This is a genomic window from Mucilaginibacter sp. (genome assembly GCF_039925265.1).
GTDB lineage: Bacteria > Bacteroidota > Bacteroidia > Sphingobacteriales > Sphingobacteriaceae > Mucilaginibacter.
This window is the reverse complement of sequence record NZ_JBDSZG010000024.1, coordinates 36,057-58,119: the sequence shown is the minus strand read 5'-3', so window position 1 is coordinate 58,119 and position 22,063 is coordinate 36,057. Positions and strand designations below refer to the sequence as shown.

General features: G+C 44.5%; 23 protein-coding genes. 5 read left to right on the top strand and 18 right to left on the bottom strand.

Annotated features, from left to right (window positions below; all coding sequences use genetic code 11):
• Positions 1-5 precede the first annotated feature (5 nt).
• The 5 genes from ABIX36_RS11710 to ABIX36_RS11690 are packed head-to-tail and all read left to right on the top strand — an operon-like array spanning position 6 to position 4,968.
• Positions 6-758, top strand: coding sequence for a methyltransferase domain-containing protein (locus ABIX36_RS11710; protein ID WP_348082347.1), 753 nt, complete (start codon positions 6-8; stop codon positions 756-758).
• Positions 745-1,905 (top strand): amidohydrolase family protein, encoded by a 1,161-nt coding sequence (locus ABIX36_RS11705; protein ID WP_348082346.1) that lies wholly within the window; start codon positions 745-747, stop codon positions 1,903-1,905. Before ABIX36_RS11710 ends, ABIX36_RS11705 begins: the two co-directional genes overlap by 14 nt.
• A gap of 2 nt (positions 1,906-1,907) precedes the next feature.
• Positions 1,908-2,909, top strand: coding sequence for a polysaccharide deacetylase family protein (locus tag ABIX36_RS11700; RefSeq protein ID WP_348082345.1), 1,002 nt, complete (start codon positions 1,908-1,910; stop codon positions 2,907-2,909).
• Positions 2,884-3,852 (top strand): GNAT family N-acetyltransferase, encoded by a 969-nt coding sequence (locus tag ABIX36_RS11695; RefSeq protein ID WP_348082344.1) that lies wholly within the window; start codon positions 2,884-2,886, stop codon positions 3,850-3,852. Before ABIX36_RS11700 ends, ABIX36_RS11695 begins: the two co-directional genes overlap by 26 nt.
• Before the next feature lie 12 nt (positions 3,853-3,864).
• Positions 3,865-4,968, top strand: coding sequence for a glycosyltransferase (locus ABIX36_RS11690; RefSeq protein ID WP_348082343.1), 1,104 nt, complete (start codon positions 3,865-3,867; stop codon positions 4,966-4,968).
• On the opposite strand, the gene ABIX36_RS11685 is transcribed toward ABIX36_RS11690, so the two are convergent.
• From ABIX36_RS11685 to nrfD, 18 genes are all read right to left on the bottom strand, one after another.
• Positions 4,956-6,011, bottom strand: a complete 1,056-nt coding sequence (locus ABIX36_RS11685; protein ID WP_348082342.1) for a glycosyltransferase — start codon at positions 6,009-6,011, stop codon at positions 4,956-4,958. The genes ABIX36_RS11690 and ABIX36_RS11685 overlap by 13 nt on opposite strands.
• Positions 6,004-7,677 carry an ABC transporter ATP-binding protein gene (locus ABIX36_RS11680; RefSeq protein ID WP_348082341.1) on the bottom strand — a complete coding sequence of 558 codons (1,674 nt, stop codon included), beginning with the start codon at positions 7,675-7,677 and terminating at the stop codon, positions 6,004-6,006. Before ABIX36_RS11680 ends, ABIX36_RS11685 begins: the two co-directional genes overlap by 8 nt.
• A gap of 361 nt (positions 7,678-8,038) precedes the next feature.
• Positions 8,039-8,866 carry an OmpA family protein gene (locus ABIX36_RS11675; protein WP_348082340.1) on the bottom strand — a complete coding sequence of 276 codons (828 nt, stop codon included), beginning with the start codon at positions 8,864-8,866 and terminating at the stop codon, positions 8,039-8,041.
• Positions 8,867-8,884: 18 nt separating this feature from the next.
• The gene (locus tag ABIX36_RS11670; protein ID WP_348082339.1) at positions 8,885-9,547 is read right to left on the bottom strand and encodes a DUF2461 domain-containing protein; all 663 of its coding nucleotides are present in this window, start codon (positions 9,545-9,547) and stop codon (positions 8,885-8,887) included.
• Positions 9,548-9,594: 47 nt separating this feature from the next.
• Positions 9,595-9,870, bottom strand: a complete 276-nt coding sequence (locus ABIX36_RS11665; protein WP_348082338.1) for a hypothetical protein — start codon at positions 9,868-9,870, stop codon at positions 9,595-9,597.
• A 14-nt stretch (positions 9,871-9,884) separates the two neighbouring features.
• Positions 9,885-10,460: a DUF420 domain-containing protein gene (locus ABIX36_RS11660; RefSeq protein WP_348082337.1), complete on the bottom strand. Its 576-nt coding sequence runs from the start codon at positions 10,458-10,460 to the stop codon at positions 9,885-9,887.
• Positions 10,461-10,565: 105 nt separating this feature from the next.
• On the bottom strand, positions 10,566-11,222 hold the full coding sequence (locus tag ABIX36_RS11655; protein WP_348082336.1) for an SCO family protein: 657 nt from the start codon (positions 11,220-11,222) through the stop codon (positions 10,566-10,568).
• A 41-nt stretch (positions 11,223-11,263) separates the two neighbouring features.
• Positions 11,264-11,614 carry a cytochrome C oxidase subunit IV family protein gene (locus tag ABIX36_RS11650; protein WP_348082335.1) on the bottom strand — a complete coding sequence of 117 codons (351 nt, stop codon included), beginning with the start codon at positions 11,612-11,614 and terminating at the stop codon, positions 11,264-11,266.
• Positions 11,615-11,634: 20 nt separating this feature from the next.
• Positions 11,635-12,357 carry a cytochrome c oxidase subunit 3 gene (locus ABIX36_RS11645; protein ID WP_348082334.1) on the bottom strand — a complete coding sequence of 241 codons (723 nt, stop codon included), beginning with the start codon at positions 12,355-12,357 and terminating at the stop codon, positions 11,635-11,637.
• 7 nt (positions 12,358-12,364) lie between these two features.
• Complete coding sequence (locus ABIX36_RS11640) at positions 12,365-12,946, bottom strand: cytochrome c oxidase subunit 3 (protein WP_348082333.1); 582 nt, start codon at positions 12,944-12,946, stop codon at positions 12,365-12,367.
• Positions 12,943-13,842: a heme o synthase gene (gene cyoE, locus ABIX36_RS11635; protein WP_348082332.1), complete on the bottom strand. Its 900-nt coding sequence runs from the start codon at positions 13,840-13,842 to the stop codon at positions 12,943-12,945. Before cyoE ends, ABIX36_RS11640 begins: the two co-directional genes overlap by 4 nt.
• Positions 13,839-14,900 (bottom strand): COX15/CtaA family protein, encoded by a 1,062-nt coding sequence (locus tag ABIX36_RS11630; protein ID WP_348082331.1) that lies wholly within the window; start codon positions 14,898-14,900, stop codon positions 13,839-13,841. The genes cyoE and ABIX36_RS11630 overlap by 4 nt, the downstream gene beginning before the upstream one ends.
• 155 nt (positions 14,901-15,055) lie before the next feature.
• Positions 15,056-16,945 (bottom strand): cbb3-type cytochrome c oxidase subunit I, encoded by a 1,890-nt coding sequence (locus ABIX36_RS11625; RefSeq protein ID WP_348082330.1) that lies wholly within the window; start codon positions 16,943-16,945, stop codon positions 15,056-15,058.
• Between the two features lie 19 nt (positions 16,946-16,964).
• On the bottom strand, positions 16,965-18,161 hold the full coding sequence (locus tag ABIX36_RS11620) for a cytochrome c oxidase subunit II (protein ID WP_348082329.1): 1,197 nt from the start codon (positions 18,159-18,161) through the stop codon (positions 16,965-16,967).
• A 48-nt stretch (positions 18,162-18,209) separates the two neighbouring features.
• Entirely contained in the window at positions 18,210-19,472 is a 1,263-nt protein-coding gene (locus tag ABIX36_RS11615; RefSeq protein ID WP_348082328.1) for a quinol:cytochrome C oxidoreductase, read from the bottom strand.
• Between the two features lie 10 nt (positions 19,473-19,482).
• Positions 19,483-20,058: a cytochrome c gene (locus ABIX36_RS11610; protein WP_348082327.1), complete on the bottom strand. Its 576-nt coding sequence runs from the start codon at positions 20,056-20,058 to the stop codon at positions 19,483-19,485.
• Positions 20,051-20,587, bottom strand: a complete 537-nt coding sequence (locus ABIX36_RS11605) for a DUF3341 domain-containing protein (protein ID WP_128532668.1) — start codon at positions 20,585-20,587, stop codon at positions 20,051-20,053. Before ABIX36_RS11605 ends, ABIX36_RS11610 begins: the two co-directional genes overlap by 8 nt.
• A gap of 2 nt (positions 20,588-20,589) precedes the next feature.
• Entirely contained in the window at positions 20,590-22,059 is a 1,470-nt protein-coding gene (gene nrfD / locus ABIX36_RS11600; protein WP_348082326.1) for an NrfD/PsrC family molybdoenzyme membrane anchor subunit, read from the bottom strand.
• Positions 22,060-22,063: the final 4 nt, after the last annotated feature.

The window sequence follows — 22,063 nt, the reverse complement described above, 5'->3', positions numbered from 1 at the left end:
CGCCCGTGATAGCAACGCTTAAAAACTATGTAAAACAGCATCTTTTTCCTTCGACAATAAAGGAGAAAGATTCCGTTGAGGCGTATGATATCTGGTCGAAAAACTACGATGAGCAGCCGGATAACCTCATGCTTGACCTCGACGAGGCCGTGTTTACAAAACTGCTGGCCAACCTGCCTGTCCAAAATAAAAAAGTGGCGGATATTGGCTGTGGAACAGGCAGGCACTGGCAAAAAATACTGAACCTTCGCCCGGCGAAACTTACCGGCTTTGATGTATCATCGGGCATGCTGCGCCGGTTGGAGCAAAAGTTTCCTGAGGCCCAAACTTACCAGATCACCGATAACCTGTTTAAGGATATCCCCTCAAAAAGCTATGATACCATTGTTTCTACCCTCACCGTTGCCCATATTAAAAACATCGAGGAGGCGCTAAAGGCCTGGTGCCGCATCCTAAAAAATACCGGCGACATTGTGATAACTGATTTTCATCCCAGCACATTGGCATACGGCGGCAAGCGCACTTTTAAACACGATAACGCTTTCATCGCGGTGCAAAACTTTGTGCACCTCACCAGTACCATCAAAGAGATCTTGCTCAATCATAACTTCCGGCTGATTGCCCAGGAGGAAATGAAGATAGATGAATCGGTAAAGCACTATTACGAAAAGCAGAAAGCCCTGCATGTGTACGAAAGCTATAAAGATTTCCCGATCATCTACGGGATGCATTTTGGGAGGGGAAATGATACTAAATAATGTGCAGCTCATTAACGGTACAAACGTAAGTATCCGCATAAGCGAAGGCAAAATTGCCCGGCTATCAACTGTGCCTCTGATAGAAAAGGGGCAATCCGAAGTGATGTTTTCCAACGCCTGGGCCTTCCCCGGGCTGATCAATTCGCACGACCATCTCGATTTTAATCTCTTCCCCCAATTAGGCAACCTTACTTATAAAAGCTATACCGAATGGGGGGAACATATCCATAAAACCTATGCGGATGAAATTGCCGCGGGGCTAAAGATCCCCCTTGCGCTGCGCGAGCAATGGGGCATTTATAAAAACCTGCTTTGCGGCGTTACCACAGTAGTAAACCATGGCGAACGGAATGGGCCGAATGATGCCCTGATCAGCCTGGTAGAAAACAAGCAGGACCTGCATTCGGTAGCTTTTGAAAAGCAATGGAAAAAACGGCTGAACAACCCATTAAAGATAAACCAACCTGTTGTAATGCATGTTGGCGAGGGTACCAACCCCGCCGCACACAGCGAAATTGACGAACTTATCCGCTGGAATTTATTGCATCGCAAACTCATAGGCATTCATGGGGTAGCGCTTAGCCCCGCGCAGGCGAGATATTTTAAGGCGCTGGTGTGGTGCCCGCAGTCGAACTATTTTTTACTGAATGCCACCGCGCCGGTTAACCACTTAAAAAAGTTCACCCGCATTTTATTCGGCACAGATTCCACCCTCACCAGCGACTGGAACATCTGGGAGCATATTTCCCTCGCCCGCGAAACGCAAATGCTGAGCGATGAGGAGCTGTTCCGTTCTCTTACAAGTGACGCGGCCAATGTTTGGAAGCTAAACTGTGGCAGCATTGCCGAAGGGTTTGATGCCGACCTGCTGCTGGTTAAAGATACCGGCAACAAGGGTTTAGATGCCTTTTATGGCATTAAACCTGAAGATATTTTAATGGTGATGAGCAAGGGAAACATCCGGCTTTTCGACCAAAGCTTGTATCACCAATTGGGCGATATGCCACTATATCAATTCAGTAAAGTGTATAGCGGGAAGAGTGTTAAATATGTGCAGGGGGATCTACCTGAGCTGATGAACCAGATACAGCAGTATCAGGCTGATATACAGTTTCCTGTTTATATACCCTCAGAACCTGCCGCCTAACTATGAGCGTATTAGAGAAAATAATTACCAAAACCAGCCGCAGGGCACGCTACATACAAGGCGACATCTCTCATATTATGGGGGTGGATAAAAACTATTACAAAAGTGCCCGGGGTAGCCGCATATTAGCCTATCATGGGATCTGCCAAAACGCCCCCACCAAGTTCAATACCCTTTTTATTACCCTGCAAACTTTTGAGCGACATCTTAGTTATTACAAAAGATACTTCAATTTAGTTTCGATGGACGACTTTTACTTACAGCGTTTTTCTGAAGAAAAATTCAATATCTGCCTCACTTTTGACGACGGGTTTGCAAATAACTACGCCTACGCGCTACCCCTGCTCCATAAATACCGGGTACCTGCAACTTTTTTTGTGACGGCCGCCAGTGCCGCCGGCTACGATATTTTATGGAACGATATGCTGAGCATTGCGGGCAAATATGGCCCGGCGGTTTTAACTTTTAAAGATCGATCGTATCACAAAAACACCTATCGCCATTACGTTGATGCCGAAGGCATAAGCCTGAATGTAAAACTACGACGATTCGGCTTTTCCGATAAGGCGGAACTAATGCGCCTGCTGGATAAATTGTGTCCCTTCCGCAAAAACAAGGAGCACCAGGATTATTGGTTGCAAATGACTGCCGATCAAATTAAACAAATGGCGGCCTCGCCTTATGTAACCATTGGCTCGCATGGGTATTACCATAACGACCTCGCGGGAATAACCGCTGCTGAAGCTGCAAAAGAGCTTGCACAAAGCAAACAATACCTGGAAAGTGTAACGGGCAAGGCCGTGAACAGTATTGCCTTCCCCTACGGCAGTTATAACCAGGCTGTAGTTAACGCGGCTAAAGCCTGTGGGTATACACAATTGTTAGCTACCGATTATCATCATGCCGAGGACGGAGCAGAGCCTGCGATGCGCGAACGCCTCACCATAAATCCTTTTATATCAACCACAAACCAAATGTATGCAAACGTTAGAGGCACATACTGAGGGTAAAACCATAGCGGGTGGCTACCGTGTAGAGCGGTTTAGCGTGGATAAACTAAATGACCTGGTTTACCTGCACATGGCAGTTTACGATAAGCTGCTGAACCGCGATTTCTTACTGAAAAAATATAACACTGCCTTTACGGTAGTAACCTATGTAGGCTACCTTGCTTATGATCAAACCGACCTGCCTGTAGCATTTTATGGGGTACTCCCCTGCTTTGTGGATCATGGTGGGCGCTTAACGCTGGCCGGGCAATCTGCCGATACCATGACACACCCCGAGCACCGCAATAAGGGACTGTTTGTCGCGCTTGCTAACCAAACTTATAGCCTGTGTCGTGCAGAAGGTATCCGGTTGATATTCGGCTTTCCTAATCAAAACTCATTGCCCGGCTTTATCAACAAGCTTGGCTGGGAAGCGGTGGGTTGTCTCGAGCGTTTCACTATCCCGGTTAAGGCGATCCCTTTAGAAAAGTTCGCCACGAAATTCAATGTGGCGAAACCGCTTTACGATGCTTATTTAAACCTCGTAATTAAAGCCGAAAAGCAACCCTCGGGCATCAGTAATTCTGTACTGGGCGAGGGTTATGGCGGGGTTTATCGTGACGAAGAATTTTTAACCTATAAAGGTTATGCCTACACCCACACCGTGCAAATTGGACAAGCACGGGTATGGTTCAAAATAAAAAACGGACTGATAGTTGGCGACATAACCGGCCTTGGCGACAATATGGATGAAGTAGTGGCAAAATTACTTAAATTAACCAAACGCCTTGGGCTGCAGCAATTACAGTTCCAGGTGTGTGCAAAAAGCCGCTTACACGCCATGTTGCAAAAATATGCTCAGCCAATTCCCTCTTTTACCATCGCCATTAAGGATATGGGCTCGGGCATCCCTGCAGATAAACTCGCTTTTACCTTTGCCGATATTGATATTTTTTAACGCGCCCTCTTCATGAGATTTGTTTTTGCAAGCTACGTTTATACCCCTAACTTTCACGAGCCCGATGCCTGGCTAAAACGCATCAATGCCTACGCCGGCATACAGGGAGCGCTTAGTCGTACCAACGAAGTAGTCAGTATAGAACAAATAGATTATGAGGGCCGGCATTTTAGCGGCGGGGTCGACTACCACTTTAAACGATACCCGGCAGCCGCTTTGCGGTACTATCCCCGCAAGTTAAACCAGTTTATTAAAAGCCTGCAGCCCGATGTAGTGGTTATTCAAAGCCTTCATTTCCCCTTACAGGTGATGTTGCTGCGTCTTGTACTGGGTAAGCGGGTAAAAATAATGGTGCAAAACCACGCTGAGCGACCCGCAACCGGCTTAAAAAAACAGCTCCAGCGCTTAGCCGATAACTATATTGATGCTTATGTATTTGCGTCATATGCCATGGGAGTAGAATGGGTAGCTGTCGGGAATTTAGCCTCAGCAGCTAAGATCCATGAGGCGATGGAGGTATCTTCGGTATTTTACCCGGTAAACGGGGAGGTAGCCAAACTTAAAACCGGTATAACGGGTAACCCTGTATTTTTGTGGGTGGGCCGTTTAAACGCCAATAAAGACCCTGTGAATGTGGTTAAGGCATTTTTAAAATTTACCCACCAGGAGCCAAACGCAAAGCTCTACATGATCTACCATACCGATGAATTACTGCACACTATTCAGGCGCTGCTGTCAAGCAGCCCCCAGCTTTCACGTACGGTAGTATTGGTTGGCAAGGTCCCTCATCACGAACTTTTATATTGGTTTAACAGTGCCGATTTTATTATTTCCGGTTCGCATTATGAGGGAAGCGGGGCCTCGGTTTGCGAGGCTATGTCATGCGGGTGCGTGCCGGTTGTTACAGATATACTTTCGTTCAGGATGATCACCAATAACGGCGATTGCGGCATTCTTTACACACCCGGCAGTGAGGAGGCTTTACTGGAAGCCCTGAATAAAACCAGGCAAATAGATCTTTGGGATAAACGAAAACGCTCGCTGGAGTATTTTAAAACAACGCTCTCTTTCGAAGCCATCGCCCGGCAAATAGAGCAGATAGCTCATTCGCTGTAATTAAACAAAGCCATCATCGTTTTTGCGCTTTCATTGACAGAATAGGGCACTGCTGGCTGGTACTTTCGTGTATCATCATTCAGCAATTCTCCAACAATCCGGTGCATTTCTTCAGGTGTGTTGGCGATGTGCCAGTTTGGGATATCCGCATTCATTGCTTTGATGAAGCTAACCACCCCGGCGCCTGCATCAAGCGCTTCCAGGCAAACGGTGCTGAAACCTTCGTATTCGGATGGGTGCACAAACACCTTTGCATGCTGCATCAGATCCAGCACCTGTTGATGAGGCAGTTCTCCTTTTATTGTTAAATTATCTTGCAATTCAAGTTCTGCTACCAAAGCGCGCAGGCGTTCCATTTCGGGGCCGGCGCCGCAAAGAACAGCACGGATATTGGGGTGGTCTTTTTTTAATTCTTTTACCAACTCCACAAACAAATGGTACCGCTTTAAAGGGATTAACGACCCGGCCGCCAGGAGGCCGATATCCCTCGCATCGCCAACATTTTTAAAAGGTTGCGGGGAAACGCCCACCGGGATCACCTGCCCGGGCTTTATACCATAATTTTGCTGGTACTGGGTTACAATAAAATCTGAAATGGCGATGAGGCCGGGGCTTTGGGGCTTTATCCGGCGCGCGTATTTGTTACCGGCTTTCGCGTCCTGGCCAAGCAGCCAGCTATAATGCTTCAGCTTGTTCCATTTCGCAAAAAGGCTACCCACAAAAGCAACTTCGCCCAGCCAAAAACTAAGTATGCCGATGGGTTTATGCCGTTCCTTTATCGCCCGTAAACATTGCCACACTTTAAACCAGGTCACCATTCTATTGGCCCCTCCTTTGCCTTGCCCGCCAAAGGCAATTACCTTTATCCCATGCCATAGGTATTCCTTCTCCTGGAAGGGATATTGAAAACTCAGGATAATGATCCGCAGCTTAGGGTAGTTATCCTTTAGTGCTTTAACAAAAACCTGCTGTGGCGGAATGCAGGTGGTATCTGCTTCATCCGCAGGGAAACCGGGCGTGAGGATGATCAGCGTTTCAGGCATATGCCCCCTCTAATAAAATTATTTTATTGCAAAAAGCAAGGCTTGCTTTATTATGTGTTATCAGGATGATCATTTTACCCTGTTTGGCCAGTTGGTTTAGCTTCGCGAGGATTTCCTGCTCCCCCTTACTGTCCATTTCGCTAAAAGGTTCATCCAGTATCAGCAGGTCAAAATCATGGTACAGCGCCCTTGCCAGCATCAGCCGTTGCCTTTGTCCCCCGCTGATGTTCTTACCGTTCTCGGTTATCAAATGATCGAACCCTTCCGGGTATTTTTCCACAAACTCATCCAATCCGCAAAACTCCACAGCATACGCAAGCCGGGCCTGGTCGGCAATATCATCGCTCAGCGTAATATTATTTTGGATAGAATCGTGAATAAGAAAGGGCTGCTGCTTTACAAGAGAGATATTTTTACGGTAAGCATTAAAGCTTTCGGTATCGGCAACGCGATTATTTATGTGAATAGAGCCGCTATCATATTTTAAAAATCCCAGCAATAAGTTAATGATAGTGGTTTTGCCTTTGCCGGAATCTGCGGAGATACCCATCATATCGCCCTGGGCTATTTCAAAGTTCAGGTCATCCAACACCGGTCGGGATTGGTAACCGAAACTAATTCCTTCAAATTTAACCTGCCGGATAGTATTTACTTTTTCGCCCGGCCCGGCACGTTTTACTTCGTTATCGGCAACCAGGTCTTCCAGGATAAAGGCATAGGTTTTCATTTGCCCGGTGCTGTTCATTATTTTAACAATGCCCGGTATTACTTTGTAAGCCGCGGCCATAAATATGCCAATGGTTAACATGCCAATGCCCGGTGCGTTGGTGATGTACTTGCTAATGCCCACCAATATTAAAAAGCCCAGTACCGCAAAAACTTCCATTAAACGGCCGGGCAGGCTTTGCCAGGTTTGTTGCGCGGCGATGGTATTATTCAGTTGCTGCTGGTAGTTTAAATACCTGTCGCTAAAAAAATCATCCTTATCATACATGTTGCTTTCCACATAGCCGGACAATGATTCGTTCAGATGCTGGATGGTTTTCGCGCTGGCTGTTTTAGTTTGATGCCTTAACGCCGCCTGCCGTTTACGAGTGTACAGCCCCAATAGCACAACCGGGGGCAGCAACAACAGAAGCATGATCAAAAATAGCGAAGGGTGATAAAACAGGATGGCAACAACGGTAAAAATTATCAGCAAGGTTTGCGATACAAGCTGCTGAAAGTTGGTTAAAATGTAGTGACTAAACTCGATAGGCTGATTGCTGATACGGCGGGTGTGTACCGATGAATTGGTATGCACAAACTGCTGATACCCACCGCGTAAATAATTACCAATATTCCGTGCCGACAACCGCGACGCCACCCGGTAGAAAAAATGATGCTGCGACCTTTGCCCAAAAAATCCTAAAGCATTCTTGCAGGCAAACAGCAACAAAAACAAACCGATCAATTTGAGCGACTTGTTATCGGCCAGCCATTGTGGTAAAAAGGCAAGCTTGTTTGCACCGGATACCTGCGTATAAAAATTGATAACAACCAACAAAGACGCCAGGAAAGCAATATCCAGCAAAGCTATCAGCACATCAAAAGCGATGAGCTTAAACAGCTTGTTTTTTTCCTGCGGAGTGAGGATAAGGAAGATGCTTTTTAAAATTTGTTTCAAGGGGCGCGGGTATCTACACCAAATACGCTTGGCAGCCGCTGATGGTTGCCTCACCATACCCTAAACAAAAATCTCCTTTGCAGGACTATAGCGCATTCAAAGGCAGTTCATTCTACCCATTTTATTAACTATCAAACATGCTTGCTTAGGGTTAACATAACTTAACACAATTTCAATAAATGTTTTTCAATTATTTGATAATCAATAAGTTAAAAAAACACAGGGTTAACATTTTTTTTGGAATAATCGTGTCACCATAAATTCAAAATCTTTTATTATGAATCCGTAAAGAAATTTAATAAACACTTCTTATGGGCTATTGCTCTTTGTCGAAGGATTTTAATTTGAATATTAATGACGTTTATTTGGTGATGAGGTTATATAACTCATCCAGTTTCGGCGTTAGCACAATTTCTATCCGGCGGTTTTTGGATAGCGCTTCCGGTGTTGCGCCGGTATCTATCGGCTGAAACTCGCCTTTGCCTGTGGCGGTAAGCCTTTTTGGGTCTATCATTTCAATCTCGGTTAAATAACGGGTTACGGATGTTGAACGCAGTACGCTCAGGTCCCAGTTATCTTTTATCTGGCCAAGGTTTTTTACTTTCTTATTATCGGTGTGCCCTTCTACCGCGATGTTAATATCGGCTTCTTTATTTAAAACGGCAGCAAGTGATTTTAAGGCTTGTTTACCCTTCTCGTCGATAACGATACTCCCCGACGGGAACAACAATTTATCTGTCAGAGATACGTACACCTTGCCATTGCGGATATCTACGCTCAGGCCGCTTTGCTGGAAGCCCAGCAAAGCCTTCTGCAGTTTATCCTTCAGGGCGTTTGTGGCTTCATCGCGCTTGCGCAAAATCTCTTCTACCTCTTTCAGGCGTGCCTCACGTTTTTGCAGGTCAGAAGAAAGCTCGGTTACTTTGGAGGAACTGGCGCTGTAGTTTTTATCTAAACTGTTATACTTTTTATCCAACTCACTGTAGTTGCCATTCAGTTTGGCTATCTGCCCATGCAGGCGCGCTGTATCTGCCATTAGCTGGCTTTTCTCGGTCTCAAGGCTAACTGTACGGGTGGAAAGCGAATCGCGTTCGGCCAACAGCGCTTTGTACTTTTTGGGCGATAATACCACGCAGGAATGCAGCGCCATCATCAAAGTTGCGGCTAATAAAAGGTGTTTAATTTTCATGATAGTGTTTAATATAGGTTAACCAATTGCGTTCTTCAGGAAAACATTCAACGGATAGATCTTATTGCATAGCCCGGCTATATCTTCGGCTGCCGTAGCGCTTTGCACTTCCTTATCTGTAAGCTGGTGAAAAACTATAAAACTCTTCAGTTTCAGCAGTTCAATATTTTCGTTATCGGCGCTGTAATCGCGCGGAACAGTTTTTAGCTGCTCCTGTTTCCTGAACTCACCAAACAGCTTTACAAAACCTGGCTCGTCAATTATCTTTTTCAGATCGGCAGCGTTATAATCAATCTCCTGGCGAATAGCCTTCAGGTGTTCGGCTTCGGGCATCCAGTAACCGCCGGCAATAAATGATTTACCGGGTTGGATCTGCAGATAGTACTCCACACCGCCAAGTTTTAAGCCATGCGATGGTATACTAACGCCAAAATTATTTTTATAAGGTGTTTTATTTTTGCTGAAACGAATGTCGCGGTAAATGCGCATCACGCTCTTTTTGGGGTCGAGGTCGGCACTAACACCGGGGTCTATCTGGTGTACTTTGCTGATAAGGATGGTTGTAAGCCCGATGAGGTTTTCGCGCGCCTTGTCGTACCGTTCTTTATTTGCCTGGAACCACTCTCGGTTATTATTATCTACAAGCTCCTTTAAAAAATCGAGCGTTTGTGCCTGGATCATGCCTAAAAATTAATGATTACTAAACAACGGGGTAGCTGTAGTAAAGTTTAATTTAAGTTAAGCTTTTCGTTGTGCATATCAAGGACAACATTTTTACGGCGGTATTTTTTATACCAGATGTAACCACAAACAGTAACAGCTAAATAAGGCGCAGCTAACAAATACATAATGCCAGCATTTAATCCTTTAGTGGCATGGTTACCACTTTTAGAGTTTGATTCTACCGCAGCTGTGCACATGGCGCATTGCGCTTTGGCAGGTACAATGCTTAAGATCATTAAACTGAATGCTATGGCGAAGAATAAATAAGTAACCTTTTTCATGCTTTTCAAAAAAATTAAAAGTGGTAGTAAGGTTTGATCATCAAATATACAACAACTCCGGATACTGTAACGAACAACCATATAGGAAACGCCCATCTTACCAGTTTCTTATGTTTTTCTACCTGCATTTGCAAGCCGCGGTAAAAACTCAACAATATAAGCGGTAATACGCCCGCCGCCAATACAATATGCGGAACAAGGATTGTTAAGTATAAGGTACGCAATCCGCCGGCAGCGGCCCGCTCTTCGGGCGAGGCAATGCCATCGCCGCTTGTATCGCCGTAAGGGGTATCGTGCTGCATGAGGTAATGAAACAAGATGTACGATACCAGGAAGAGCGAGGACAGGCAGAATGTTAAAATATTAAGCCTTTTATGCACCGTAATATTACCTTGCTTAATAAAGTATAATGATACCAACAGCAAAATACTACAGGTACCGTTAAGCACGGCATTCAGCATGGGTAAATATGGTGTAAACGAAGGAGCAACCGCCGGGCCGGGTATAAGGTGACGGTTAAGTATAATTACAACGGCTATTACAAAAATGGTAACGCCTGCAACAAAACGGAATATGAATTTATCTGTCATTTTGTAGGGATTCAGGACGGCAAGATTCAAGAATCAAGATGCCTGTAATGTTTAAATGAGTTCGCAATTGTTTTCTTCTTGAATCTTGCTTCTTAATTCTTGGTTCTAATACAACGCTTTATCAACCTTACGCAGCTCTTCAGCTATCAGCACTTTTATCTCGTCCTTCAGCTTCATTACATCGGCGCGCGAAGTGCCGGAGTAATAACCCCTGATACGCTTTTCCGCGTCCACCAGTATCAGCTTATCATCTAAAATAAAACTGCCTTCACCGGCCCTGGTTGCGTTAACCAGCAGCCCGTTGTGGGCCAGGTTGTATATGGTTGTTGTGTCCCCGGTTAAGAACAGCCACTTATCGCTCGGTTTAAATTTAGCGGCGTATTGTTTTAAAACAGGCTGCGTATCGTATTCCGGGTCTACCGTGATGGATACAAAATGCACCATTTTATTCTTACGGTAGTTAATATCAAGGCTATCCATAAAACTGTTAACCGTATTGCAAACCTCGGGGCAGCGGGTGTAAAAAAAGGCCGCTACAAATACCTTTTTATCAAAGTTTTTAAAAGATACCGGTTTGCCATTTTGGTCGGTTAGCTTAAACTCATCCAGTTTATGGTAAATGGTATCGGGGATATTCTTACCGTGCACGCGGTGGCTGGTTTTGGCTACTGTTTTACTACCGTAAAATGGAAGTGGCGTATACCTGTTTTTACCCTTTACGGTTAGCAAATAATATAAAAATCCCGGTAATGCTAATATCATTACCAGGATCAGGATTTTTTTTAGAATGCTTGCCTTGCGCATTACAACTTAGGGCGCAGGTCTACCCAGTAGTGGCTTTCGTTTGTAAGTACCAGTATAAGCCCTATAATAAACAGGATAGGCACAATGATGGCCAATGCTAAGCCAATTTTTTCAAACTTTAGGTGCATAAAGTATGCAACAATATAAAAGGCTTTAAGCAATGTTAAAACGATGTATATCGGGTTAGCCCAGTGAATCGGCAATCTGCCTGCCGGCACTAACCAAAGGGCAATGATAAATTCGATAACGGTAATTCCCAATAACACTCCAAAGATCTGGAAGATCTTCTTTTTGGTCATTCCTTCGTGCTCGCCGTGCTCTGCGTGAGCACCTGTTGGTTCTGATGACATATATTTGATCAGTTAAATTTTTATACTAAATAGAAGAAGGTAAATACGAATACCCATACAAGATCTACAAAGTGCCAGTAAAGACCTACTTTTTCGACCATTAAATAGCTGCCGCGTTTTGCGTAGGTACCAACCAGCACGTTTATAGTGATGATGATATTGATAACAACCCCGCTAAATACGTGGAAACCATGGAAACCTGTTATGGTGAAAAACAAGTTTGCAAATTGCTGCGCGTAAGTACCATAAGTAACTTCTTTGCCGCCTTTAAACAGGTGCTTAAGCTCTTCGGCGTTAGGGATGCTTCCCCACCAAAAACCTTCGTGGTGTAAGTGTGTCCACTCTAATGCCTGGCAACCTAAAAAGGTAAAACCACCTATAATGGTTGCTACCATCCACCAAAGCACTTCCTTTTTTGCCATACGGTGACCGGCCTCAACAGCCAATACCATGGTTACCGAACTAAGGATAAGGATAAAGGTCATCAAACCCACAAATACAAGCGGTGCGCCATGTTCTACACTTGTTAATGGTATAGATTGGAATACCAGATCGGGAGCCGGCCAGCTGGCAGCGCTGAAGCGCAATGCGCCGTAAGAAATTAATAACGAAGAAAAGGTAAACGCATCCGACAGGAGGAAAAACCACATCATCATTTTACCGTACTCCACATCAAACGGTGATTTACCGCCAGACCATGGTGTGGATTTTACTTCATCAATAGGTGATACTTGTGCACTCATGTGTTTGTTAATATTGGTTCAAAAGTAAAAAAACATACAGATAAATCCATATAATATCGACAAAATGCCAAAAAATAGAGGACATCTGCATTCCGAATAAATTTTTAACCTGCTGCTTGTTCCTGTAAGTACCCCAAAGCGTATTAGCTAAGAGCAAAACACCGGCTAAAATGTGTAATAAATGCATCCATATAAATACATACACAAAAGATTGCGATGCATTTGGGTTGCTGAAATAAATGCCCATGCCGGGCAGCAATACTAACCACGCGTAGGATTGTATAGCAAAAAATGCTACGCCCAACAATATGGTTAGGGTTAAAAAAAGTCGTTGTTTTCCAAATTGAAGTTCGCGCGCGGCTTTGGATGCCAGGTACATGGTAATACTGCTTGCCACTATGATAATAGTACTATATGTAAAAATCGCGGGTAATTTAATATCGATGCCCGTACCGTGGCCACCGCTGTATACGATAAAACCGCTTGTAAGCGCGGCAAAGAACATGAACGAGGTGAATACGAATACCCACATGTTGAATTTCTTCGGCGCAAACTGGTGTTTATCTTCCTGTTCTATATTAGCCATCATTTCACTTTTCCTATAAAATCAAACAAAAACATTAATTGCACTACCGGCAAATAATAAAAAGAGCCAAACATTAACTTACGGGCCGCGGTAACTTCCAGCGTACGTAAAAGGTTAAATGCCTGGTATAAAAATAGCAGGCTCATTGCTAATGATACGCCGCCTACATAATAACCGCCGTAACCATAAATAGTTGGCAGTAAACTCACCGGCACCATTATAATGGCAAATATAAAGGTTATTACGGCGCTGGCCTTATCTCTTTTACCTGTAGGCAATAAGCGGAACCCTGCCAGCTTATAATCATCATCCAGCACCCAGGCAATGGCCCAAAAATGCACAAACTGCCAAATGAACTGAATGCTGAACAGTATCAGCGCGATCTCGTCTATACGGCCATGGGGCTGCCCGGCCACGTATCCAATTAAGGCAGGCAATGCACCTGGTATAGCGCCTACAACAACCGCTGTTACTCCCGATCTGCGCTTTAGCGGCGTGTACACAAACGCATATAACAGGATAGAAAAAACAGACAGCAAGCCAGTAAGGATATTTAAACTACCTAAAAGATAAGTACCCAACATACCCATACCTAAGCCTAATACCAGGCCCTGACCGGTGGTCATACGCCCGGCAGGCATTGGCCTGTCCATAGTACGTTTCATTAATTTATCGGTCTCCACTTCAATAACCTCGTTAAAGCTATTTGCCGCCGAAGTAACCAGGAAACCACCTATAACCAACTTTACCCAATTGAGCCACATGGTGCTGCTGTAAAGCGAACCCCATGTATCGCCTCCATTTGCTTTTACCGCGATGATGAACGATATGGATGCCGAAAACGTTACCAAAAAGGTAAGCCTCAGTTTTATCAGTTTACTAAAATCGGCCCACTTCATCTGTTCGCTCCCTGTAAATTAGCCGAACTGTATAAATTCAGCAGTAAATAAAATTGAGCACCAAAAACTAAACTCGCCAATACAATATGTGCCGCCTGCGCGTAAGGTGGTAACGCCCAATATGATAATACTATACCCGTTACAATCTGCAGCATCAGCATCAAAAAGGTAAAGCTCATCAACTGCTGCTGCATAGAATGCCTGCTAAACGTGCGGCGGATCAATGCATATAAAACGATGTTAAGTATTAACACTACCACGGCCATATCCCGGTGCTGCGAGAATATTTCGCCTGCGCGGGTTGTCCAGCTATCGCGGTAACTGCCCTCCAAATGGCTGGCAACCGCGTCTATCTTCTCACGTACCTCGGTGCCAAAGGTTATCTGCAATACGCTTAAAGCCAATACCAATAGCGTCAGTATGGCGATAAACGGCTTTGTTGTAAGTTTATATCGCCCGTTAACTTTAGCCATGTGGTACGTAGCTATGCTTATAGCAAGTATGGCCAAAGCCAGTAACATGTGCACGGTAACTATCCAGGCTACTAAGTGGGTTGACACTACTATAGAGCCCAACCATCCCTGGAAACCAACCAGTATCAGGTTTAATACACTCAGGATAACTATCAATTTACTGCTCTTCCAGTATTTGAAAGAGTAGATAGCTGTTAGAAACAAAAACACACCGGTAATAGCGCCTATCAAGCGGTTGATATACTCCGTCCAGGTGCGTGCGCTATTAAACTCTTCGGGCACCAGTATCGATCTGTCGTTACGGATGCGCATAGCCATCTGGCTGTAACCAAAAACATCCAGCATTTTTGCAAACTTCTGGTTTTTGGCCAGGCGCTTATCGGCATAAACCTGTTTATAATTTGCAGGCAATTCTAATATACTCGTTGGCGGTACGTACTGCCCAAAGCATTTTGGCCAGTCCGGGCAACCCATACCAGAGCCTGTGCTTCGCACAACCCCTCCTGCCAGTATCAATACAAACAGCAGGATAATAGTAAGTAAGTTTATTTTTAAAAATCTGTTCCCCGGTACGTTACTGCTCATTCAAAATATTTCTAACAAATTAGGGTACCTGAATTTATTAATTTGAAGATTCTCTGATTTGAAGATTTGAAAATTATTTTCATTTTCAAATTCACCCATTTTCAAATCTTCAAATTTGAAATTCAACTACCCTAAAAGATCAGATCAGTATTAAATTATTTTACTTCTTCGTTGCTTTTTTGAGTGCTGGCCCATTTAGCATGCGCTTCTAACCCTGCTGGATTGTCTTCAAAATCATGCGGCAGGTTAGAACTCATGGTTTGCGAAAGCGGAACGGTTTGTGGTATAAAGTCCTCTTCGGCGCCAGGCTTGCTGTAATCATACGGCCAACGGTAAACAGTTGGTATCTCACCATGCCAGTTGCCGTGGAAATGCTCGACAGGTGCTGTCCACTCCAATGTATTTGCTTCCCATGGGTTTTGTACAGTTTTCTTACCCCAGAACATGGAATATATAAAGTTAACCAGGAAAGCAACCTGCGCACAAGCCGCCATAATAGCCGCCCATGTAATAAATGTATTTACAGATAACCAGCGTTTCATCGATTCAAACTCGGTGAAGGCATAGTAACGGCGGGGTACGCCATCAAGCCCCATAAAGTGCATCGGGAAAAACACAAGGTATGCTCCTATAAAAGTTAACCAAAAGTGCAGGTAGCCTAATTTCTCGTTCATCATGCGGCCATACATTTTAGGGAACCAGTGGTATACCCCGGCCAACATACCAAATATTGCAGCCGAACCCATTACCAGGTGGAAGTGGGCAACCACAAAGTAAGTATCGTGCAAATTGATATCCAACGCGGCATTACCTAAGAAGATACCGGTTAAACCACCAGAGATGAAGAAAGAAACCATCCCGATTGCAAACAGCATGGCTGATGTAAAGCGGATGTTGCCTCGCCATAAAGTGGCCAGCCAGTTAAACGTTTTCACTGCAGATGGTACCGCGATGATCAGCGTAGTGATCATGAACACACCACCCAGGAACGGATTCATACCCGTTACAAACATGTGGTGACCCCATACGATAAACGAAAGGACGGTGATACCTATTAGCGAGTAAACCATGGCGTGGTAACCAAAGATCGGTTTACGAGAGTTTACAGACATTACTTCTGATGATATGCCCATTGCAGGCATAATTACGATGTACACCTCCGGGTGACCCAGGAACCAGAACAAGTGCTGGAACAATATAGGGCTACCGCCTTCAAACGGCTGCGCGCTACCGCCCAGTACGATCTCTGATAGGTAAAAACTCGTGCCGAAACTACGGTCGAATATTAATAATACCACACCGGCAACCAATACAGGGAACGCCAGGATACCCAGGATAGCGGTAAGGAAGAACGCCCAGATAGTTAAAGGCATTTTCCAAAGATCCATCCCTTTGGTACGCATGTTTAGTACTGTACTTACGTAGTTGATGGCACCCATTAATGATGACGCGATAAACAGCACCATACTGATTAGCCACAACGTCATACCCATACCAGAGCCCGGCATTGCTTTTGGCAAGGCAGATAATGGTGGATATATGGTCCAACCACCGCTTGCAGGGCCTTTTTGTACCAGGAATGAAGAAAGCATTACCACACTGGCGGTAAAGAAGAACCAGTACGACAGCATGTTCATGAATGGCGATGCCATATCACGTGCTCCTAATTGCAATGGTATAAGCAGGTTACTAAAGGTACCGCTCAAACCGGCTGTAAGTACAAAGAATACCATGATGGTACCGTGTATGGTAACCAGCGCCAGGTAAAAATCGGCATTTAAACGGCCACCAGGTGCAAAACGGCCTAATAAGGTTTCCATTAAAGGGAAAGCTTTATCAGGGTAAGCTAACTGGATACGAAATAATATAGATAATATCATCGCGATAACCGCCATAGTAATACCTGTAACCAGGAATTGCTTCGCGATCATTTTATGATCCTGGCTAAAAATGTATTTACTCAGGAACGTTTCTTTATGATGATGGTGTCCGTGATCGTCTTCGTGATGAACTACTCCGTGATCTTGAACTGATAATGTTGACATACTCGCTAATCTTTTTGAATTAATTGTTTAACGCTAACCTGTTTTGTGTTGCAGCCGGTTTTGCATCGGCAAATTTCAGATCTTTCTTGATCTGGTCTGTCAGGTAAGGCTTTTGCTGTGCTAACCATGCCTGGTATTCTGATTCTTCAACCACACGTACAACTTTTTGCATATTGTAATGTGCTGCCCCGCATATTTTATTGCAATAAACAAGGTACTCAAATTTAGGATCGCCCACTTTGCGGCGCATCTCTGCAGTGGTAATGGTTGGCGTAAATTTAAAGTAGGTTGGCAAGCCCGGTACCGCGTTAAGCTGAACACGGAAATGTGGCATGTAAACGCTATGGATAACATCCTGCGCGTGGATATTTAACCTGATTGATTTACGAACCGGCAGATACATAGTATCAGCCTGCAAATCGTCATAGCTTTCTTTTTTCTTAAAATCAACGCCTATTTTGTTTGTACCGCTTACCAGTTTATAATCGGTTGCGCCCAGGGTTCCATCGGCGCCTGGGTAACGTAACTCCCAGGCAAACTGATGACCGGTGATGTCTACGTTAATAGAAGCCTGCTCGCCTTTAGCATCAAGCGAATTGGTAATTTGCTGCCAGGTAAAGAAACCGAAGATAACCAGGATGGTTAAAACGATAGCCGGTGCAATGGTCCAAACTTTCTCGATGGTATTGTTGTGCGGTAAAAAGTGTCCGCGGCGGTTTGCATTGTAACGGTAACGGAAAAGGAAACCAAAAAGTAATATCTGGGTAATTACAAATACGATGACGGTTAACACGGTGGTTGTCCAAAACATCTCATCTATTTTCACGCCGTGTGCCGAAGCAGACTCAGGCAATATCATAGCGCCCTGTACGGCAAACTCCCAATAAGCGCCATACATACCTGCCACCAGGAATATGATACAGCAAATACCCATTACGTTGTGCCAGTTAATAGGCTTTTTGTTTTGGATCTGCTGGGTAAGGTCATACACACGCAGTATTTTGCCAACGATGCCTACAACAAAGCATACAATAACAAATAGCAATATATAGTAACTTGGGGCAAGCCAAACACTGGGTGTAGCATCGCTATTTGAGGCTGTCGCCGCCGCGTCCTTCGTTGCATCCTGGGCCATAAGCATGTTGGTGCCTAACAGCAGGAATGCAGCTAAAACCGAAAGCATTTTTTTAGAACTAATTAAACTTTTAAATCCCATTTTATTGGTGGTTTTGAATGCTGTATTCTGTTGCAAATTTAATAATTATTATATGTGATGATGCAGGCTCTCTTGCAGGAAAGGGTGTTTTTTGGGCACCAGTGATTTGAACTTGCTCAATGCAGTAAGCATCAGGAAAGTAAACAAACCTGCAAAACCTAAAAATATACCTATCTCCTCAACACCAAAACCGCTATGTTCTGTAGGGATAGTGCCGGGCATTGTCATCAAATAATAATCGAGCCAGTGGCCAACTATAAGTATTATACAAGTCCACATCATACGGGTAGTTAAACGTTTTGCATCGCGAGACATCAGCAATAACAATGGTGCTAAAAAGTTCACTACGATGTTCAACCAGAATAACCATTTAAATTCCGGCTCCCAGCGCCTGAAAAAGTAGACCGACTCCTCGGGGATGTTGGCGTACCAGGTAAGGAAGAACTGTGCAAACCATACGTAGGTCCAGAAGATTGAGAACCCGAACATTAATTTACCCAAGCTGTGTAAATGGTTTTCTGATAGCCATAAAAAATTACCTTTCTTTCTCAGTAAGATGATCACAAGGGCAATAATAGCCAGCCCGCTTACGTGCATGGCTGCTAAATTGTACCAACCAAACATGGTAGAGAACCAGTGCGCTTCTAAGGACATGATGGTACCGAAAGCAAATATTGGGAAAGTAAAACCAAAGATCACCAGGAATATACAAGACAGTTTGAAGCTTTTATCGTAGTTGCTCATGCCGCCAACGCTATCTTCGTTCTCTGAGGCTTTGGCCAGGGCCAAACCTAAGTAGCTGTAAGCGCCCAGTAGTACGATTAGCATACCGTAAAAGAAACCTACGTTTAGAAACGCCGACTTCCCTGCGATAACCGCGTTATAATTTTCCGACCCTACTACGGTTAAACCGTGGGTTGCCCATGATGCATATAAATAAGGAACAGTTTCTTTATGGCCTTCTATTTCAATTTCGTGAGTGGTGAACAAACCGGCGGTTACCACTAAAATTAAAATTAAGCTTGCAAACGGCAATACTTTAGCAAATGCCTGTGGTATACGGATCAGCGATGCCGACCAGCCTGCCTGTGCTGCATACTGGTATGCGCAAAAGAATACGCCCGCCGTGCAAACACATACAAAGTAGTATGACATCAGCAGCAAATTGGTAAATGTACGTTGTACATGTACGCCGCCCATCATCAGGCCAACTACTATTGCCACAACACCAATTACAATAGCAACCAAACTCCACGTTTTGGCATTGCCTGCAAATTCAAATTTTTCGTCTAAACTATTATGAGTCTTCATTAACCTAAGCTTATAATTTTTGTAATTGGTGAACATACATAACTATTTTCCAACGATCTTCAGGTGCTACCTGGGATGCATATGAACCCATAGAGTTTACTCCATAAGTTATAGTATGATAAATTTTACCGTCTGTAAGGTCTTTCATCGCACCACCGCGTGATGATTGCCCTTTGGAATAAGATGGCGGAGCAGGATAACCATGCGCCACAACTAAACCATCGCCCTGGCCGGTTAAACCGTGGCAAGGAGCGCAAAATGTAGTGAACAACACTTTACCTTCGGCCAAATGCTTTGGCGTTTGCGCTATCAGGCTGGCAACTTCCAGGCTCGCTTTGTCGTAACCTTCACGCGTGTTTGGGTAATCAAAGCGCTTAAAACCTACAGGGATTGTACCTGCCGGCGGAAGTTGTGCGGTTTTGCCATCCTTAAACTGATTGTTAGGTTGGTCGGGGTCGTATGCGGTATGTTCGTACATATTGGGAGCATATTCCCAGCCGGTACTGCGTCTATCCTTGCATGATGTTAGTACGATCGATGCAGCGATAACGATAGCCGTTGTGCCCAATATTTTAAATTTATTCATAGCTAACATATTTTCTGTCGTTATGCTTTACTTCTACAGCTCCTGCTTCTTTTAATAAATTAGTGATATCCTCGTGTGGCACGTTGCCTTTAGCATTGATGGCGATAACAAAACGGTCATCAGTTGCACGCAGGTCCATTACCCTTGGCGCGCGGCCCGGGAAAAGGTGGGTAGCGGCAAAAAAGGTAAGCGTCATACCAAACGCAGTGAATAATATGGTCCACTCAAAGGTGAACGGTACAAAGTTTGGAATAGCGAAGTTTGGTTTACCACCAACGTTCATTGGCCAATCGTGCACCAGTGTGTAATACAATATGCTGAAGATAACTGTCATACCAAGGCAGCCGAAGCAAAATGCCGCGTAACCAAGCCTTGATTCTTTTACGCCCAGTTTATCCTCTATCCCGTGGATAGGCATAGGGGTGTAAACGTCGTAGATGGGGATACTGTTCTTTTGCAGCTTCTCTATCCCGTGCATCATGTCATCGGGATCGTCAAATAAGCCTAATATAAATTTTGTACTACTCATTTTTATATTTTTTCGTAATCAGACATGTCAACACTATCGTATTTAACTAACGACTCTTTGTAATACTGCACTTCTACAGGATCGAGGTGTCCTTCCTCTATTTCCTTCTTCTTAGATTGCTCACTGGATGTTTTCAACAATAACTTCACTTCCGCCATAGCTACCGAAGGTAACACCCTGATAAATAACAGGAACATGGTGAAGAAGATACCGATAGAGCCGATGAACACACTTACGTCAACCCAGGTTGGGTAAAACATAACCCAACTCGAAGGAATATAATCGCGGTGCAGGGAAGTAACGATGATCACGAAACGTTCGAACCACATACCTATATTCACGATGATAGATAAGAACCACGAGAACTTGATGCTTCTGCGCAATTTGCTCGACCAGAATAACTGGGGAGAGATCACGTTACAGCTCATCATGCTCCAGTATGCCCACCAGTATGGACCGGTTGCACGGTTGATGAAAGCGTATTGCTCATATTCTACACCAGAATACCATGCGATAAAGAACTCGGTGATGTAAGCCACACCTACAATTGAACCTGTAAGCATAATGATCTTGTTCATCGATTCGATGTGGAACATCGTGATGTAGTTTTCTAAACCTAATACCTTACGGGTAACCAGCAATAGTGTTTGCACCATGGCGAAACCCGAGAAGATAGCACCCGCAACGAAGTATGGCGGGAATATGGTTGTGTGCCATCCCGGTTCAAGGGATGTAGCAAAGTCGAAGGATACGATAGTGTGTACCGAAAGCACCAGTGGTGTAGAGATACCCGCTAATATTAATGATACAGTCTCAAAACGCTGCCAGGTTTTTACCGAGCCTGTCCACCCGAAAGAAAGGATAGAGTAGATACGGCGGCGTAAACCTGTAGCACGGTCGCGGATAGAAGCGATATCCGGCAACAAACCTGTGTACCAGAATAATAATGATACAGAGAAGTAAGTAGAGATCGCGAACACGTCCATCATCAGAGCCGAGTTCCAGTTTACCCAAAGTACGTACTGGTTTGGCAGTGGTAAAGTAAAGTATGCTAACCATGGGCGGCCCATGTGCGCCACAATATAAGTGGCCGCGCAAATTACCGCGAAGATGGTCATCGCCTCTGCAGAGCGGTTAATGGAGTTTCGCCAGTTTTGGCGGAATATTAAGAGTACCGCAGAGATAAGCGTACCGGCGTGGCCAATACCTACCCACCATACGAAACCGGTGATATCCCAGGCCCATCCTACTGTTTTATTTAAGCCCCAGGCACCTAAGCCGAACCAAAAGGTGTAGCTGATAGATACAACCCAAAGTAACGAGCCTAAAGAAGCAACGGTAAAGCCTATCCACCAGGCTTTGTTAGGTTTATTTTCTACAGGGTTTAAAACGTCGTTAGTGATCTGGGCATAGGTGATACCTTTGCCCGTAATTAACGGTTCCCTGATTATTGATTCATTGTGAGATGCCATATAT